23 protein-coding genes are annotated in these 16,267 nt (G+C 62.6%); 8 read left to right on the top strand and 15 right to left on the bottom strand.

Going from position 1 to position 16,267, the window contains the following annotated elements:
* Positions 1-67 precede the first annotated feature (67 nt).
* A complete protein-coding gene (locus tag AC0NIH_RS23355) occupies positions 68-232 on the top strand; it encodes a hypothetical protein (protein WP_023764173.1) in 165 nt (54 codons plus the stop codon).
* A 60-nt stretch (positions 233-292) separates the two neighbouring features.
* Here the strand turns inward: AC0NIH_RS23355 and AC0NIH_RS23350 are convergent, their stop codons facing one another.
* Positions 293-1,708, bottom strand: coding sequence for an aminotransferase-like domain-containing protein (locus AC0NIH_RS23350; RefSeq protein WP_473465924.1), 1,416 nt, complete (start codon positions 1,706-1,708; stop codon positions 293-295).
* 93 nt (positions 1,709-1,801) lie between these two features.
* Here AC0NIH_RS23350 and AC0NIH_RS23345 point away from each other — a divergent pair, with 93 nt between their 5' ends.
* Positions 1,802-2,047: a DUF1127 domain-containing protein gene (locus AC0NIH_RS23345; protein ID WP_473465921.1), complete on the top strand. Its 246-nt coding sequence runs from the start codon at positions 1,802-1,804 to the stop codon at positions 2,045-2,047.
* Between the two features lie 6 nt (positions 2,048-2,053).
* Here AC0NIH_RS23345 and AC0NIH_RS23340 read toward each other — a convergent pair whose 3' ends face one another.
* The 7 genes from AC0NIH_RS23340 to purC form a co-directional block, all read right to left on the bottom strand.
* Entirely contained in the window at positions 2,054-2,695 is a 642-nt protein-coding gene (locus AC0NIH_RS23340) for a Pr6Pr family membrane protein (protein WP_473465918.1), read from the bottom strand.
* A gap of 2 nt (positions 2,696-2,697) precedes the next feature.
* Entirely contained in the window at positions 2,698-3,105 is a 408-nt protein-coding gene (locus AC0NIH_RS23335) for a hypothetical protein (protein WP_473465915.1), read from the bottom strand.
* Positions 3,102-3,767, bottom strand: a complete 666-nt coding sequence (locus AC0NIH_RS23330; protein WP_473465913.1) for a glutathione S-transferase family protein — start codon at positions 3,765-3,767, stop codon at positions 3,102-3,104. Before AC0NIH_RS23330 ends, AC0NIH_RS23335 begins: the two co-directional genes overlap by 4 nt.
* A 70-nt stretch (positions 3,768-3,837) precedes the next feature.
* Positions 3,838-4,506 carry a phosphoribosylformylglycinamidine synthase subunit PurQ gene (gene purQ / locus AC0NIH_RS23325; RefSeq protein ID WP_140780367.1) on the bottom strand — a complete coding sequence of 223 codons (669 nt, stop codon included), beginning with the start codon at positions 4,504-4,506 and terminating at the stop codon, positions 3,838-3,840.
* Complete coding sequence (locus AC0NIH_RS23320; RefSeq protein WP_473465910.1) at positions 4,503-4,757, bottom strand: hypothetical protein; 255 nt, start codon at positions 4,755-4,757, stop codon at positions 4,503-4,505. Before AC0NIH_RS23320 ends, purQ begins: the two co-directional genes overlap by 4 nt.
* 19 nt (positions 4,758-4,776) lie before the next feature.
* Positions 4,777-5,019 (bottom strand): phosphoribosylformylglycinamidine synthase subunit PurS, encoded by a 243-nt coding sequence (gene purS / locus AC0NIH_RS23315; protein WP_013895864.1) that lies wholly within the window; start codon positions 5,017-5,019, stop codon positions 4,777-4,779.
* A gap of 29 nt (positions 5,020-5,048) precedes the next feature.
* Positions 5,049-5,843, bottom strand: coding sequence for a phosphoribosylaminoimidazolesuccinocarboxamide synthase (gene purC / locus AC0NIH_RS23310; protein ID WP_013532127.1), 795 nt, complete (start codon positions 5,841-5,843; stop codon positions 5,049-5,051).
* A gap of 276 nt (positions 5,844-6,119) precedes the next feature.
* Between purC and AC0NIH_RS23305 the strand changes: the two genes are divergently transcribed.
* Both AC0NIH_RS23305 and AC0NIH_RS23300 read left to right on the top strand, forming a co-directional pair.
* Positions 6,120-6,440: a DUF1476 domain-containing protein gene (locus AC0NIH_RS23305; RefSeq protein ID WP_013895863.1), complete on the top strand. Its 321-nt coding sequence runs from the start codon at positions 6,120-6,122 to the stop codon at positions 6,438-6,440.
* Positions 6,441-6,605: 165 nt separating this feature from the next.
* Complete coding sequence (locus AC0NIH_RS23300; protein ID WP_023776270.1) at positions 6,606-7,379, top strand: HpcH/HpaI aldolase family protein; 774 nt, start codon at positions 6,606-6,608, stop codon at positions 7,377-7,379.
* Positions 7,380-7,410: 31 nt separating this feature from the next.
* Here the strand turns inward: AC0NIH_RS23300 and AC0NIH_RS23295 are convergent, their stop codons facing one another.
* Positions 7,411-7,620 (bottom strand): hypothetical protein, encoded by a 210-nt coding sequence (locus tag AC0NIH_RS23295; protein WP_031249726.1) that lies wholly within the window; start codon positions 7,618-7,620, stop codon positions 7,411-7,413.
* Between the two features lie 107 nt (positions 7,621-7,727).
* A complete protein-coding gene (locus tag AC0NIH_RS23290) occupies positions 7,728-8,276 on the bottom strand; it encodes an RBBP9/YdeN family alpha/beta hydrolase (RefSeq protein WP_352711770.1) in 549 nt (182 codons plus the stop codon).
* Between the two features lie 240 nt (positions 8,277-8,516).
* Between AC0NIH_RS23290 and AC0NIH_RS23285 the strand changes: the two genes are divergently transcribed.
* Positions 8,517-9,329, top strand: a complete 813-nt coding sequence (locus tag AC0NIH_RS23285; RefSeq protein WP_473465904.1) for a VOC family protein — start codon at positions 8,517-8,519, stop codon at positions 9,327-9,329.
* Positions 9,330-9,523: 194 nt separating this feature from the next.
* On the opposite strand, the gene purB is transcribed toward AC0NIH_RS23285, so the two are convergent.
* From purB to AC0NIH_RS23270, 3 genes are read right to left on the bottom strand one after another with little or no spacing between them, the layout of a single operon-like run.
* The gene (gene purB, locus AC0NIH_RS23280) at positions 9,524-10,831 is read right to left on the bottom strand and encodes an adenylosuccinate lyase (RefSeq protein WP_023764185.1); all 1,308 of its coding nucleotides are present in this window, start codon (positions 10,829-10,831) and stop codon (positions 9,524-9,526) included.
* Between the two features lie 59 nt (positions 10,832-10,890).
* Positions 10,891-11,403, bottom strand: a complete 513-nt coding sequence (locus AC0NIH_RS23275; protein ID WP_473465901.1) for a hypothetical protein — start codon at positions 11,401-11,403, stop codon at positions 10,891-10,893.
* Positions 11,400-12,125 (bottom strand): DUF2259 domain-containing protein, encoded by a 726-nt coding sequence (locus tag AC0NIH_RS23270; RefSeq protein ID WP_473465898.1) that lies wholly within the window; start codon positions 12,123-12,125, stop codon positions 11,400-11,402. The genes AC0NIH_RS23275 and AC0NIH_RS23270 overlap by 4 nt, the downstream gene beginning before the upstream one ends.
* Before the next feature lie 133 nt (positions 12,126-12,258).
* Between AC0NIH_RS23270 and AC0NIH_RS23265 the strand changes: the two genes are divergently transcribed.
* Positions 12,259-12,513: a DUF2171 domain-containing protein gene (locus AC0NIH_RS23265; protein ID WP_013895855.1), complete on the top strand. Its 255-nt coding sequence runs from the start codon at positions 12,259-12,261 to the stop codon at positions 12,511-12,513.
* 9 nt (positions 12,514-12,522) lie between these two features.
* Here AC0NIH_RS23265 and AC0NIH_RS23260 read toward each other — a convergent pair whose 3' ends face one another.
* Positions 12,523-13,548: a P1 family peptidase gene (locus tag AC0NIH_RS23260; RefSeq protein ID WP_473465895.1), complete on the bottom strand. Its 1,026-nt coding sequence runs from the start codon at positions 13,546-13,548 to the stop codon at positions 12,523-12,525.
* Positions 13,549-13,564: 16 nt separating this feature from the next.
* The gene (locus tag AC0NIH_RS23255; RefSeq protein ID WP_473465892.1) at positions 13,565-14,632 is read right to left on the bottom strand and encodes a branched-chain amino acid ABC transporter substrate-binding protein; all 1,068 of its coding nucleotides are present in this window, start codon (positions 14,630-14,632) and stop codon (positions 13,565-13,567) included.
* Positions 14,633-14,812: 180 nt separating this feature from the next.
* Between AC0NIH_RS23255 and AC0NIH_RS23250 the strand changes: the two genes are divergently transcribed.
* On the top strand, positions 14,813-15,340 hold the full coding sequence (locus AC0NIH_RS23250; RefSeq protein ID WP_473465889.1) for a flavin reductase: 528 nt from the start codon (positions 14,813-14,815) through the stop codon (positions 15,338-15,340).
* The gene (locus AC0NIH_RS23245; RefSeq protein ID WP_023764191.1) at positions 15,337-16,266 is read left to right on the top strand and encodes an AAA family ATPase; all 930 of its coding nucleotides are present in this window, start codon (positions 15,337-15,339) and stop codon (positions 16,264-16,266) included. Before AC0NIH_RS23250 ends, AC0NIH_RS23245 begins: the two co-directional genes overlap by 4 nt.
* Position 16,267: the final 1 nt, after the last annotated feature.

Genomic DNA, 16,267 nt, shown 5'->3' with positions numbered 1-16,267 from the left:
AAGCAACATTGGGAACGCCAAGGATGTCCCCGTCGTTAGGGTCTCAACCACCGAGGAGACCCGCACCATGGCTGACAAGCAAGCCAAGAACGACAATCGCCTCTCGGACAAGGAGGCCCTCCATATCGCGGAGACCACCGACGTTTCGCCCCGGCAAGCCAAGGAACTGGCTGAGAAGCACGGCAAGGAGAAGGCCAAGAAGGAAGCCAAGAACTTCAAGGCCGAGGGCTGATCCGAGATCAGGCTCCCGAGAGGCCCAGTTTCGTAAGCTGCCAGTGGAATCGCGAATGGCTCAGGAGAAGCTGTCGTAGCCGGCGCGGCCCTCGTCGAGGAGGCGCCGGATAACCGCAACGCCGTCGGCGACGTCCCCGTGCTGTCTCGGCTGTGAAACGCCGAAGCGGACGCCGTGGAAAACCTGCTCGGAGCGACCGGCCTTGAACTGGTCCTCATCATTGATCAGCACCCCGTGCTCGAGGCAGGCATTCTTGAAGGTGCCGGAAAGCCACGGGTCGGGCAGGGTAAGCCAGACAAAGGGCACCTTCACGTGCGACTTGAACGCGAAGCCGGCCAAAGTCTTGCGCACGATCGCGATGCGGGCGCTAATTTCAGCGATGCTGCGCTTGCGGATATCGCTGGCCTGACCGGAAAGCACCAGCCGCGCATTCACCTCCGCCAGCAGGAAGGGCATGCCGCCTGTCATCATCTTGTGGGCGACACGGATGCGGTGGCGATAGGCGGGCGGACAGGAGAGCCAGCCGCCGCGAACGCCGGCCGCGACCGACTTCGACAGGCCGCCGGCGACAATGGTCCGTTCAGGGGCATATTCAGCGAGCAACGGTGTCGGGTCGTCGGTCAGATGACCATAAAGATCGTCCTCGATCAGGATGACATTGTATTCGCGCGCAACCCGAGCGATCGCCTCGCGACGCGCCGCCGACAAGGTCGCCAGCGTCGGGTTCTGCACCGTCGGCATCAGGAAGATCATCTTGGGATGTTTTTGCGCGCAGACGCGCTCGAAATCATCTGGGTCGAGGCCTTCATCGTCCGATGCCACCAATGCCGTCCGTCGGCCGATCAGGCTGGCGCTGCGGGAAACCTGTGAATAGGTGAGGTGCTCGAAGGCGACATAATCGCCAGGGGTGGTCAGCGCGGCGATCGCTGACATCACCGCGGCAAGCGTGCCGAGCGTCGGGACAACGGCGTCGGCATTTGGGTGGAAAGAATTGCGTGACAGCCAGCGGGCGCCGGCCTCGTACCAGCGGTCGGGAAAATCGCGCGTGTAGCTTGATATCTCATGGGGATGGTCCTGCGCCACGCGCGACAGGACATCGGCGACATCAGCGCCCTGGCCGATGTCGGGCGCCGCCATGCTGTCGAAACGCAGTTCGCCGCGCGGCGCGTCGATAGTGCGTGTGCCTTCACCACCGACGTCCGGAGCCAGGAAGTCCGGTTTTTCGCCATCGGCGCGCTGGCCGACCACATAGGTTCCGCGCCCGACTTCGCCGCTCACCAGCCCCCGTTCGCGGAGCAATTGATAGGCCCGGCCGACCGTGCCGACCGTTGTGCCGATGTCATAGGCGAGGTCGCGCTGTGGCGGCAGTTTTGCGCCAGCATCGATCACGCCCCGGTCGATATCCGTTTCGATGGAATCCGCCAGCCTTTGATACAGCGGACCGGAGCCGGTGAGGTCGGGAAGCCAATTTGTCATGGTAACAATTTTCTACATTGCACCGAATTGTGAGTCAATACATATGGGTCATGTGCCAAAAAGGGTGCAATCAAGACAATTGGCAGAAAGAAAATGGATACAATCGCGACAATACGTCATTCGAGAGCTGAGGGCCAGATTATGCGCCCGTCCGCCCAGCGCGGCTTCGTCAGCCGTCTGGCGCGGCTGGCCAGGTCGCTGGCGAGGTGGATCGACTATCTGCTGGATCGCCGGCGCAGCCGACTGGCATTGCTGGAAATGACCGACGATCAGCTCAAGGACATCGGCATCTCCCGCTGCGACGCCCATCGCGAGGGCATCAGGCCGATTTGGGAATAGACCTGTCTAGCGGACGGTTTTGGTCCGCAGGCGGGCAACTCCCTGGTCTGTCGGGACGGCAACGACGCATATCACCAGGAACAGCCCGGTGATGGCCAACGACGCCATGGCGACGCTGCCCGCGCCGTTCTTGGCGACATCGAGGAACGGGTAGGGCACCTCGCCGGCGAGCGGTGCCCGCGCCAGCGCATAAATCAGATAGACGATGGGATAGAGCACCCACCAGGAGATGTCGCTCCAACGCGTCCTGCCGTCGGCGCCCGACATCAGCCACCACAGCACGAACAGCACCGGTGTCACATAGTGCAGCAGGACATCGCAGAGCAGGAACAGGCCCTGCGGCTGCCAGAGGCGTGCCAGCACCGTGGCATAGACGATCATGACCATGGCGATCGAAACCGCGACACCCGCACGCATCCGTGGCCCGGCGAAGGCAGGCAGCCATGCGTAGCCGGTGGGCGACAGCAGCGAGACGTGCACCAGCACCGCGCCGATGTTGGTCAGGATGGTGAAGAAGCTGAAATAGAAGACGATCGAGCCGAGCAGACCGCGGCCGGCTTCCATCGACGCCGGAACGGTGATGCAGAACTGCAGGACAAGTCCGGCCAGACCGATGATCAGACCAGCGACCTGCAGAAAGCGGCCCACGGCTAGGCGGTTGCCCCGCAGGCCGTATTGCCTGTCTGCCAGCGGGCAATGTCCGAACCGATGCGCGCGCCGAGCGGATCGTTCATCAGCGGTCCGAAGACGTCGACGCGGCTCGAATTGCCTTGCGCCTGCACGACCAGCAAGGGCTTGCCGCCATAATGCTTGGCCGGCACCAAAAGGAAACGCGGCGTGCCGCTGAACGAATTCAGTTCATTGGCCATTTGATATTGCTTGAAGGCCGGGTCCTTGCTGGCGATCCAGCATTTGTGGGCTGCTATCGCCACTTGCTCCATGGCCAGCAGCGCCGCACTTTTGCCCGAAGGGACCGGCGCGCTCTTGGGGGTGGATTGGCAGGAAGCAAGGGCAAAGCCTGCCGCGGCAACCAAAGCGATCGTTCTGGTCTTTATCAAGCGGCACCCATCTCGAGCTCGGATAGAAAGCTCTTCTGGCCATCGGTCATCTCGCCCCACACCCGTGACAACGCCGGATGCTGCAGGGCGATCTGCTCATAGGCATCGAATTTGGGATAGGCGTCGAGCAGGTCGTTGCGGCCTGTCATGGCGCGGAAATTGTTGAAGACGAACCGCGTTGGGGTCAGCCAGGCATCGGCGAAGCTGATGTCGTTGCCGAGCGCGAAGGGGCCTTGCGCCATGCGCGCCTCGATCGCCGCCAGCCCATGGTGCAGGCGGGCGAATTGGGCCTCGATCTCGACATTGTCGCGCTTCGGCACGGAATGCAGTTTGAAGAGCTTCATCATCGGCGTCAGCACGTCGAGATCGGTGATGCGCGCGAACATGCGCACCAGTGCGCGGTCCTTGGAATCGGGTGGCAGCAGCGCCGGCTCCGGAAAGCGCTCCTCGAGATATTCGGCGATGACGACCGATTCGACGATCGTTTCACCCGAGCCGGTGATCAGCACCGGTATCCGGTTCATCGGCGAGATGGCGCGAAATCCTTCAGGGATCGGAAAACCCGGCGGCGGCGCGATGATCTTGATCGGCACGTCCTTGACGTAGGCGAGCGCCCGCACGATCGACGAGTAGGGCGACAACGGCCGCGAATAGAGTTTCATGACCGTCTCTCTCCCCAGAGCAATGGACTTGATGTCCTTGTAAACTTTAGCGCATTCTCGGCTGAAATCGTCAAGCGGCGATGCCGAGCGCGCTCTCGAACAGCGCACGGCCGTCGCTGCCGCCATGGGCGGCTTCGATCAGGTTTTCGGGGTGCGGCATCAGGCCGAGCACATTGCCCTGGTCGTTGATGATGCCCGCGATGTCGTTGATGGAGCCGTTGGGGTTGGTGCCCTCGGCATAGCGGAACACGACTTGTCCTTCGCCTTCGAGGCGCGCAAGTGTGCCGGCATCGGCAAAATAATTGCCGTCGTGATGCGCCACCGGCGAGCGGATGATCTGGCCCGGTTTGTAGCGGCTGGTGAACATGGTGTTGGCATTGGTGATTTCGAGCTTCACCTGCCGGCAGACGAATTTCAGCGAGGTGTTGCGCATCAAGGCGCCGGGCAGCAGGCCGGCCTCGACCAGGATCTGGAAACCGTTGCAGACGCCGATGACCGTCACGCCCTTGGCCGCCTTTTCGGCGACCGCCCGCATGACTGGCATGCGCGCCGCGATCGCGCCGCAACGCAGATAGTCACCGAACGAGAAGCCGCCGGGGATGGCGATCAGGTCGACATCGGGGATTTCAGTGTCGGTCTGCCAGACCGTAACCGGCGGTTTTCCCGAAATCTTGGTCAGCGCCGCGATCATGTCGCGGTCGCGGTTGAGGCCGGGGAGGAGGACGACGGCTGATTTCATTTCGGTTCGTAAGGCCTTTGTGCTTCGGCGAGTTCGCGCAACTCGAGGCGCTGCTCAATCCGTTCGAGACGTTGATCGATGCGACCTGTTATCGCGTAGATATTGTTAATGTCCGTTTGCGTGCTCAACGCCTGCAGCCTGATCGCGACAATCTCGTGCTTGACTTCGCCTAGGCCATTCTCAAGTCGATCCATTCGTGAATGGATTTTCTTCAGAAACTCGTACATCAACTCATTCGTGACTTCAGGCATCCGTGCCTCCGGCACAACCTTAGGTAAGCGTCACACTATAATTCTCAATCACCGTGTTCGCCAGCAGCTTGTCGCACATGGCTTTCAGGTCTGCCTCGGCCTTTGCCTTGTCGCTTTCCGCCAGCTCGACGTCGAACACCTTGCCTTGCCGCACCGCGCCGACGCCATCAAAGCCCAGTCCGGACAGTGCATGTTCGATCGCCTTGCCTTGCGGGTCGAGCACGCCATTCTTGAGGGTAACGGTAATGCGGGCCTTGATCACGCTGGACATGCTCCTGTTCGAACTCTTGGTTAGTGCGGCTTGCCTTTGAGGCCGTCGGTCGAGGCGACAAGCACCGGGCCGGTCGGGCGCGGCGGCTCGTTCTCGTTCATGATGCCGAGGCGGCGGGCGACTTCCTGGTAGGCTTCGACCAGGCCGCCCATGTCGCGGCGGAAACGGTCCTTGTCGAGCTTGTCCTGCGTCGCCACGTCCCATAGGCGGCAGGAGTCCGGCGAAATCTCGTCGGCGACGACGATGCGCATCATGTCGCCCTCGAACAGGCGCCCGCATTCGATCTTGAAGTCGACGAGCTGGATGCCGACACCCATGAACAGGCCGGAGAGGAAGTCGTTGACGCGGATGGCCAGCGCCATCACGTCGTCGATCTCCTGCGGGCTTGCCCAGCCGAACGCCGTGATGTGCTCTTCCGACACCATCGGGTCGTCGAGCGCATCGGCCTTGTAATAGAATTCGATGATCGAGCGCGGCAGAACCGTGCCTTCCTCGATGCCGAGGCGCTTGGACAGCGAGCCGGCGGCGACATTGCGCACCACCACTTCCAGCGGAATGATCTCGACTTCCTTGATCAGCTGCTCGCGCATGTTGAGCCGGCGGATGAAGTGGGTCGGAATGCCCATGCGGTTCAGGTGATTGAAGATATATTCGGAAATGCGGTTGTTGAGCACGCCCTTGCCGTCGATGACCTCGTGCTTCTTCTTGTTGAACGCGGTTGCATCGTCCTTGAAGAACTGGATCAGCGTGCCCGGCTCGGGTCCCTCATAGAGGATCTTGGCCTTGCCTTCATAAATGCGGCGGCGATTTTTCATCTGAATTTTTCTCTGGATTTGCGGGCAGGCGGCAAGCGACCAGTTCCTGTCCGTCTGCCTAAATTAGTATGGCGACGGTTGGGTTCAATGCCGGGTCTATCCCAATCACATCGTTTGCTCAATCCGCAAATCCTTCCAATCAACCGCTTTCGGGACCGAAATGCCGCAGCGCAGCATGCGACGAAGCGTATTGACCGGCCCGCGACCTTTTGGTTTGTGCTTTGGCAACACACATATCCTTTTGCAAACGAATCGCATTTGACCCGGAGGGACGCCATGAGCAGCATGAAAGACCGCGAAGAGGGCTTCGAACGCAAATTCGCATTCGACGAGGAGCTTAGGTTCAAGGCCTCGGCCCGCCGCAACAAGGCGCTCGGCCTTTGGGCCGCCGAAAAGCTCGGAAAATCGGGCGCTGACGCCGATGTCTACGCCAAGGAAGTGGTGGTTTCCGATATCGAGGAAGCCGGCGACCACGACGTGTTCCGCAAGATCCGCAAGGATTTCGATGCCGCTGGCGTCGACCAGTCCGACCATCAGATCCGCCGCACCATGGACGAGTTGATGGCGCAAGCGATCGAGCAGATCAAGAACACCTGATCCGGCCGAATCTGGTTTTCGCAAAAGTGTCCCACGGTTTTGCGACGGAGCCTGCGACAAAAAGAATAACTGGACCAATCGACCGCCCGGTCCAGCCGGGCGGTTTTTCTTTGCCTTTGCCATGGTTTCCGGCTGAAACTGCGATCGTTAACAAGGAAAGTGTCCATGTCCCTGAAGTCCCGTCTCGCCGCCGATGAAACGCTGGTCACCGCATGGTCGGGCGTGCCCGACGCACTGACCGTCGAGATCCTCGCCAAGCAGGGCTTCGATGCCGTGACGCTGGACATGCAGCATGGCGGCCATCACGAGGACAGCGTCCTGCGCGGTCTGATGCCGGTGCTTGCCGCGAACAAACCCGCGCTGGTGCGCATACCGGTCGGCCGTTTCGATATGGCGAGCCGTGCGCTCGATTTCGGCGCCGAGGCCGTCATCGCCCCGATGGTGAACTCGGTGGCCGACGCAAGGCTGTTCGCCGCGGCGATGAAATATCCGCCGCTCGGCGAGCGTTCGTGGGGTCCGACCTACGCCTTTCCACGCCATGGCAAGGGCGACCAAGCCGAATGGCTGCGCGACACCAATCAACGCACCATGGCCTTCGCCATGGTGGAGACGCGCGCCGCGCTCGACGCGCTCGACGGCATTCTCGACACGCCGGGCATCGATGGCATTTTCCTCGGTCCTTCGGATTTCTCGATCGCCTGGACCAACGGCGCTACGGTCAATTCCACGCTGGAGAGCATGATGGAGACGGTGGCGTCGGTTGCCGAGCGCACGCGCAAGGCCGGCAAGCATGCGGCTATCTATGTCGTCGAACCGGCAATAGCCGGTCGTGTCGTGTCGATGGGTTATCGCCTGCTCGCCACGGGCTCGGAGCATGCGCTGATTTCGCTGGGCGCAAAGACCCTGCTCAAGAGCATCAAGGATTCGATCGGATCCTGAACCCGACCCGGCTGCCGCAAGCGTCGCGTGGTCAGGCCTTGGCTGCCGCTGGCCCCGCTGCGATAGGTGCGCCGCGCCTGAACCTGTTGAACAAGGCGCCGACCACCCGGACCCACCAGTTGTTGAAGATCATGAGTGGTAACGCCGCGAGGATCGAACCCAGTATGGCGGCGGCGGCACCGAGTGCGGTGGAACCGCTGGCCAGCACCACGCCCTCCGGCAATGGCGCGAAAGCACGCAAACAATTCCCATTCAGAACAACGAGTGCGGCCTCTCAACAATTCGAGTGAAGCATCCTTGCGCGATGGCCTGCCGAGCAGCTTCGTGTTCAGGCCTTGAACGTATATATTACAGGTCCGTCAGGAACTTGGCGAAGGTCATGGAACCTTCGGGCCAAGGGCCGAAGCCCGAATCCTCGCTGAGATGCCCGGTCTCGCCGGCATCGATGAACAGCGAGCCCCAGGCGCCGGCAATGTCCTCGGCGACATCGAAGGCGCAGAACGGGTCGTTGCGGCTGGCGATCACGATCGAAGGAAAAGGCAGCGGTTCGCGCGGGTAGGGACCGAAGGTCATCAGGTGCCTTGGCTTGATCTTTGGATTGGCGACATCGGGCGGCGCCACGAAAAAGGCCCCGGCGACCCGCTTCTGGAACCGCGGAATGGCTTGCACCGCCGCGGCGACCCCCAGCGAATGGGCGACGATGACAACCGGCCTCTCAGCCTCGTTGACCGCTTTGGCCACGCTCGCCGTCCAGTCCTCGCGCACCGGCTTAGACCATTCCGCCTGCTCGACCCGCCGCGCCGTCGACAATTTCGATTGCCAGCGGGTCTGCCAATGCTCGGGTCCGGAATTGGTGTAGCCCGGAACGATCAGAATATCTGCGTCTTTGACTTTCATGGCGCTGAGATAGCGAGAGCGCTTGTCTCATGCAACCGCTGATGGGCGCCCCTCGTAATGGTGAACACGATGTTCGCTTTTCGCTGTCTTGTGTGAACGATCTCTATCGACGATTTGTCATTGGGAAAGAAACAGCCGTGAAGGACCGGGATTTTGGCGCTGACACGACGTAGGATGATCGGCGGCGCAGGGCTCTTGGCTTTTGGAGTTCCGTGGAGCGTGGCCGCAACGGAGACAATGATGAGCGAACTGCCATTTGCTGCCACCACGCCGGTGAGCGTAGCCCGCGTCGGGCTGAAGGCGCGCGATGCCGAAGGCCTCGCAACCTATTACCGCAGGGTCGTCGGCCTGCAGGAGTTGAGCCGTGCCGATGGCGCGATCACGCTCGGCGCCGGCAGCCGTCCGTTGCTGGTCCTCGAAGCGGATGCTTCCGCCAAGCCGGACGATCCGCGCAGCGCCGGCCTGTTCCATACGGCTTTCCTGCTGCCCAGCCGCGCCGATCTCGGCCGCTGGATCAACCATGCCATATCGGACAAGATCGCCATCGAAGGTGCTTCCGACCATCTGGTCAGCGAAGCGCTGTACCTGACCGATCCCGAAGGCAACGGCATCGAGATCTATGCCGACCGCCGTCCGCAGGACTGGAAATGGAACGGCGACAAGATCGCCATGGCGACCGAGCGCCTGAACATTCCCTCCGTCGTTGCCGAAGTGCCGGCCGGCGATGCCGGCTGGCAAGGTGCGCCGGAAAACAGCATTGTCGGCCACGTTCACCTGCGCGTCGGCAGGCCGGAAGAAGCTGAAGCCTGGTGGAACCAGGAACTCGGCTTCGACACGATGGCCAGATATGGTGGCCAGGCAGTGTTTCTGGCGTCCGGCGGCTACCACCACCACATCGGCGCCAATGCCTGGCAGAGCTCCGGTGCGGGCCGCCGCGACCGGTCACGATCGGGTCTCGCCTGGGTCGAGATGCGTTCGGACAATGTGTCTGGTGAAACGACCCGCGAGGACCCCTGGGGCACGGTGATCAGGACCGTGCGTGGCAAGGCTTGATTTGACGTCGGAACAGCTTCTTTCTCCCCGTCACTATACGGGGAGAAATGCCCGGCAGGGCAATGAGGGGCGCCGCCGAGGTTGGGAGGTTATCGTTTCTGCACAAAGCGATGGGTAGCTTTAGCCGCCGAAGTCCCCGCCGCCCTCATCCGCCCTTCGGGCACCTTCTCCCCGTAAACGGGGAGAAGGAAAGCTCAAGCCTCGCCGAACACCCGCCTGAAAATCGTGTCGACATGCTTGGTGTGGTAGCCCAGGTCGAATTTCTCGCGGATTTCCGCCTCCGGCAGCGCTGCGGTCACTTCCTTGTCGGACAAAAGTTCTTCAAGAAAATCAGCGCCTTGTTCCCACACTTTCATGGCGTTGCGCTGCACCAGCCGGTAGGAATCCTCGCGTGACAGGCCGGCCTGCGTCAACGCCAGCATGACGCGCTGGGAATGCACAAGACCGCGGAACTTGTTCATGTTCTTCAACATGTTCTCGGGATAGACGACCAGCTTGTCGACGACGCTGGTCAGCCGCGACAGCGCGAAGTCGAGCGTCACCGTGGCATCCGGACCGATCATCCGCTCGACCGAGGAATGCGAGATGTCGCGCTCGTGCCAGAGCGCCACATTCTCCATCGCCGGCAATGCCATGGAGCGCACCATGCGGGCGAGGCCGGTAAGGTTTTCCGTCAGCACCGGGTTGCGCTTGTGCGGCATGGCCGACGAGCCTTTCTGGCCGGGCGAGAAAAACTCTTCCGCTTCCAGCACTTCGGTACGCTGCAGATGCCGCACCTCGATCGCCAGCCGCTCGATCGACGAGGCGATGACGCCGAGCGTGGCGAAGAACATGGCGTGGCGGTCACGCGGGATCACCTGCGTCGACACCGGCTCCGGCTTCAGGCCGAGTTTTGCCGCCACATGCTCCTCGACATAGGGTTCGATGTTGGCGAAGGTGCCGACCGCACCCGAAATGGCGCAGGTGGCGATATCCTCCCGCGCATGCACCAGCCGCTCGCGGCAGCGCGAGAATTCGGCATAGGCCTGCGCCAGCTTGATGCCGAAGGTCGTCGGCTCGGCATGGATGCCGTGGCTGCGGCCGATGGTGACGGTGTCCTTATGCTCGAAGGCACGGCGCTTGAGCGCCGCGAGCAGCCCGTCGATATCGGCGAGCAGGATGTCGCTGGCGCGGGTCAACTGCACGGCAAAACAGGTGTCGAGAACATCCGAAGACGTCATGCCCTGGTGGATGAAGCGGGCGTCCGGCCCGACGAATTCGGCGAGATGGGTCAGGAACGCGATGACGTCATGCTTGGTGACGCGCTCGATCTCGTCGATCTTCTCGACGTCGAATTTCGCGGCACCGCCTCTTTCCCAGATGGTTTTCGCGGCCTCTTTCGGAATGACGCCGAGTTCGGCCAGCGCGTCGCAGGCATGGGCCTCGATTTCGAACCAGATGCGGAACCGGGTTTCGGGCGACCAGATGGCGACCATTTCCGGCCGGGAATAGCGTGGGATCATCGGTCAGTCCTGACATATAGAGAGGTTTGCCCGCGTCCTAACAGAGGCGGACAAAATGCTCAACGCCGCCGCCGCGCAAACCAGACGCTCGCGGCGAACAAGGTGATGAAACCGAGCGGGAAGTAAAGCCGGATGCCCAGCACCACGAACTGGTAGAACGCGATCAAGGTCGTGAAGATGAGCTCGAGAGCCCAGGTGTGGGTGAGGGCGGGCGCATGCCACTCGGCATAGTAGGAGCGGTATTGCAGGGCATAGAGCCCGCCGGTCAAGCCGATCGTCGCGGCGGCGAGGCAAACGAACGCTGCCGCGAACGCAACTTCCCGGCGCCTTCCGAGAGACAGCAACTGCGCCGCAAACAGGCCAAACGGAAAAGCGAGGGTTCCACCCATCGCAAAGAGCAGCGACACGGTTCGTATCTTCTCCGGCGTCTCCCAATCGTCCAGCAGCAGATTGAGAAGCGCGCTGCCGCCCATCACCACGGCCCACACCAAGGCGCCGAGAAACGCCGTCCGCCACCCCGGCAAGGCGCGGCGGAAATAGTTCGGGCCGGGGCTGGCGGCGTGCGGTGTCACAGGCGGCCCGTCACGGCAATCCAGCGATAGTCCGGCCCCTCGAAACCGTATTGGCGCACCGCGATCACCACCGCATAGGCGCTGAGGCTGTCCATCGAGAACGTCTGGACCGCACCGATGCTGTAGCCGTTCGGGCAGCCGCGGCTTTTGGGAATCGACTTGTCCTCGTGCAGCAGCTTGGTGGTGCCGCCGTCTCGCGCCTCGACCCGCAGCAACCGAAAGCCGTTGATCTCGCCCTGGCTCTCGCAGCCTTCGGTGTTGTTCATGCCCAGCTCGTCCAGCCGGAATTCGAGCGGCTGGTCGACCGGTGAGAAGATCGGGCGTGGGTTGACCACCATGCGGTGCGGATCGGCCGAAAGTTCGGTCACCGGATTGAAACCGGCGGTGATGCCGCGGTTGGCGCTCAACTCGGCCTGGCTGATAATGGCCTCGCCTTTCTGCCGGGCCTGAAGGCGCGCCGCCTCGATCGTGGCGGTCTCGTCGTCAAGCCGCACACGGATCGGCGTTCCCTTGAGAAAGCTGTCGTCATTGGTGTCGATGTAATAGCGGTTGGCGTAGGGGAACCCGGACCCATCCTGGACGCCATATTCCTCGAAAGCGAACACGCCGCCGTCCTTGGTGAATCCCAGGACTTCGAGCTCGGCGACATCGCCGGCACGGGTCAGGATCGGCGTCGTGACCTGTGCTAACAGGCAAACGACAAACAGCAAAAGGATCCGCATCGTCTTTCACCCCCGGTGTTCGTGATCGTCTAGTCCCTAGCATGATGGAATCAAAACGTCGTGCTGCCTGAAAGCCGATGCATCCAATCGGTCGGTCGTTTGTTATTGTCGGCAATCCCAATGGAGAACCACCATGACCGACACCAGCAAAATTCGTGAGCATATGGAAGTCGTTGGCGCCGATGGCGTACATATCGGCACCGTCGACAAGGTCGACGGCCAGCGCATCAAGCTGACCAAGGCCGACAGCGGCGAGGGTGCTCACAAGGGCCATCACCATTACGTCCCTCTGGCCTTGGTTGCCGAAGTCGACGGCAAGAAGGTTTGGCTGTCGGCGAATTCCGATGTCGCGGTGACCTTCGAGGAAGAAAGATCCGATCGTGTGTGATCGACCGGTTCAGCCCGGGCGCGACGACCAGACCGGGAAAAGATCGTTTTCGGCAGGCGTCGCGGCGAATACGCCGCGGCTGATGGCGCGCGCCATGGTGGCGCCGGCAGCGGCATAGAGGTCGACTGCCGCGTCGGCTTCGAGCCGGATACCGCTCTTGCCGGTCGCCAGCGCGAACACCAGGTCGCCATCGGCTGGCGTGTGCGTCGGCCAGATGGCGCGCACGAAGCCGTCATGCGCCGATATCGCCAGGCGCTTTGCAGCAGCCTTGGTCAGGACCGCATCGGTGGCGATGACGGCGATGGTCGTGTTGCCGCCGGTCTCCATCTGCCTCCCGGCATGCTGGTCGCGGTATTTCAGCAAAATCCTCTTTGCATCGTCCGGCATTGGCGAGGGATAGCCGAGCCCGCCGAATTCGTCGTCGATTTCGAAAGGTGCCGCCCAGAAATAGCGCGTGCGGCCAACGGTCACCGAGCCGGTCGGGTTGACGGCAGCCAGCGCACCGATGGTGACGCCATTGTCCAACAGCGTCGAGGCCGAACCCAGGCCGCCCTTCAGCCCCGCGGTCAGCGCGCCGGTGCCGGCGCCGGCCGTACCGAGCTGGAAATCCATTGCCGCGGTTTGCGCTGCCTCATAGCCGAGGTCGCGGTAGGGTGGATAGCGGCCCCAGTCCTTGGCGCCGCCATTGCGCAGGTCGAACAGGATCGCAGCAGGCACGATCGGCACGCGAAAGCCGCCGACCTCGAAGCCGATACCGCGCTCGCGCAATGCCGCCTGCACGCCGGACGCCGCGTCGAGGCCGAAAGCCGAACCGCCCGACAGCACCACTGCATGCACCGCCTCGACCGAATTGTGCGGTTCGAGCAAGTCCGTCTCGCGAGTACCCGGCGCGCCGCCCAGGATTTGCACGCCGGCGATCGCCGGCTCGTCGCAAAGGACGGTCGTCACCCCGGACTTCAACAGGGCGTCGGTCGCATTGCCGACGCGCAGGCCGGCGACATCGGTGATCAGGTTGCGCGGGCCGGTCCGGAACATCAGTTGCTTTCCAACATCAGTTGCCTTCCAGGGGCACGAAGCGCGTGCCGTCGAAGCGGAACACGCGATAGGGGCTCTGACTGAGGTCGCCCTTGGCGTCGAAGCGGATCGGCCCGATCGCCGTGGTAAAATCATGCCCGGTCAGCACCTCGGTCAGCGGCGTGCCCGAGGATAATGCCGATGCCGCCTTGGCGATTTCGATCGCCGCATAGGCCGGCAGCGTGTAGCCGTCCGGCACGATCTTTTGCGCGGCGAAGCTTTCCAGCACCTTGGGATCGGCGACATCGGCCCATTCGGGCGGCGCGATCATCAGCGTGCCCATCGCATAGGGTACCTCGCCGGGCGGCGTGCGCAGGTTTTCACCGCCGGCAAAGACGATGCCCGCCTGGAGCTGTGCGGCATCGCGGCCCATGATGGCGATGTCGTCGCCATCGCCGCCGGCAAAGACGTGCGTGGCGCCGGCCTTCTTCAGCCGGCCGATCAGGCCGATCTGGTTGTCGAGCTGCGGCCGGAACGTGTCGACGAAGACGGGTTTCAGCGCCGCTTGCTCCGCCGCGGCGCGAAACGTCTCGGCCATTTCGCGGCCATAGATGGTGCCGTCGTCGATAATGGCGAACAGCTCGTTTTGCCACAGGCGGGTGAGGCTGGAGGCAACGGCGTTGCGCTCATCGTCGCCGCGCGGCCCCAGGCGATAGACCGGCCAACCGGTCTTGGCGCGGCGGTCGGTCAGGCTTTCGGTTCGCACGCCAACGGTGATCACGGGAATGTTGGCGTCCTTCAGGATCGGCATCGCCGCCTCGATCGCGTCGGTGCAGAGGAAGCCGACGACGATATTGACCTTGGCCGCCACGAAGTCCCTGGCCGCGGCCGCGCCGCCATCGGCGGTACAGGCGTCATCCACGGTCTTGAGTTCGACACCGTTTGCTTCCGCCGCGAGCCCGGCACCGGCCTCGACCTGCTTGCCGAGAATGGCCGATGGTCCCGACAAGGGTGCGGCAACGCCGATCGTGAGCGTCTGGGCGTTGGCGGCGCCGGCCAGCAGCAGCCAGGCCAGCGCGGCCGATATCGTTGCCCGGGATCGCATCCTGCCGAAGTGTTCCTCCAAGCCCGCGACATCGCGCAGGCACCAGTTCCCGCCAAGACCTAAAGGCTGCCCGGCCTCGGTGCAACACGCGAATTTGGCGAGATGGGCCAAGCACTTCGCTTGTGGCATGTCATGTCTAGCCATATATAGCGGTGAGGTTTCTGGCTGTGGAAAATTCTGGTGCTGAAGAAGAATGACATTGGACCTCAGGCCTATCGCGACGCGATGAGCCATTTTGCCGGTCACGTCCATGTGGTTACCACCGACGGGCCAGCCGGCAAACGCGGCGCGACGGTGATCGCGGCCTGCTCGGTATCGGACACGCCGCCGACCATTCTGGTCTGCCTCAACCGTGAGAATCCCAAGAATGAGCCGTTCGTGAAGAACGGCCAGTTTGCCCTGAACACGTTGGCTTCGCACCAGGAGCCGCTGTCGGTCGGGTTTTCAGGCATCACCGGCCTGCCGGTCGAGGAGCGTTTCGCGCTCGGCGAATGGGATGTGATTTCCACCGGAGCGCCGACCTTGAAAGGCGCGCTCGCCGTTTTCGACTGTGAGCTGATCGACACCAAGGACCTGGCCACCCATCGTGTGCTTTTTGGCAAGGTGACAGGTCTGCGCATGGGCGATAATTTGCGGCCGCTGATCTACCACGCCCGCGGCTACCATGTTCTGGACAGCGGAGCAGCGGCGTTCACGGAGAAAGAATGAACGAGCTGAAACCGCGAGCCGTGCCGCGGACGATCGACGAAACGCTCGATCTTCTGACTGGCGCGGACTATGTAGCGGACCGGTCGCTGGCGACCGTGCTTTTCCTGTCGCTGCGCATGAACCGGCCATTGTTCCTCGAGGGCGAGGCCGGCGTCGGCAAGACCGAGATCGCCAAGGTGTTGGCACAGGCGCTTGGCCGCCGGCTGATCCGCCTGCAGTGCTACGAGGGGCTCGATGTCTCCTCGGCGGTCTACGAGTGGAATTACGCCGCTCAGATGATCGAGATCCGCATGGAGGAGGCGGCCGGGAAGGTCGAGCGCTCCGCCATGGAACGCAACGTGTTCTCGGAAAAATACCTGATCCGCCGCCCGGTGCTCGACGCGCTGACCGGCAAGGCGGGTGCGGCCCCGGTCTTCCTGATCGACGAGCTCGACCGCACCGACGAAGCCTTCGAGGCCTTCCTGCTCGAAATCCTCTCCGACTTCCAGGTGACGGTGCCCGAGCTCGGCACCATCAAGGCGGAAGAGCCGCCGATCGTGATCATCACCACCAACCGCACCCGCGAGATCCACGACGCGCTGAAGCGGCGCTGCCTCTATCACTGGGTCGATTATCCCAACGCCGAGCGTGAGCTTGAGATCGTGCACCGCAAGGTGCCGCAGGCCAACCAGCGGCTCTCGGCCGAGGTGGTCTCCTTCATCCAGAAACTGCGCCAGATCGAGCTGTTCAAGGTGCCTGGCGTCGCCGAAACCATCGACTGGGCCGGTGCGCTGACCGAACTCGACAAGGTCGCGCTCGATCCGGAGACGGTATCCGACACGATCGGCGTGCTGTTGAAATACCAGGACGACATTGCCCGCATCGAACAGGGTGAAGGCCGGCGCATCCTCAACGAGGTGAAGGCCGAGCTTTCGGCGGCGGAGTAGG

The sequence above is a fragment of the Mesorhizobium sp. WSM1386 genome (assembly GCF_055901595.1).
The sequence above is the reverse complement of the archived record's forward strand: the minus strand, read 5'-3'. Positions and strand labels throughout refer to the sequence as shown.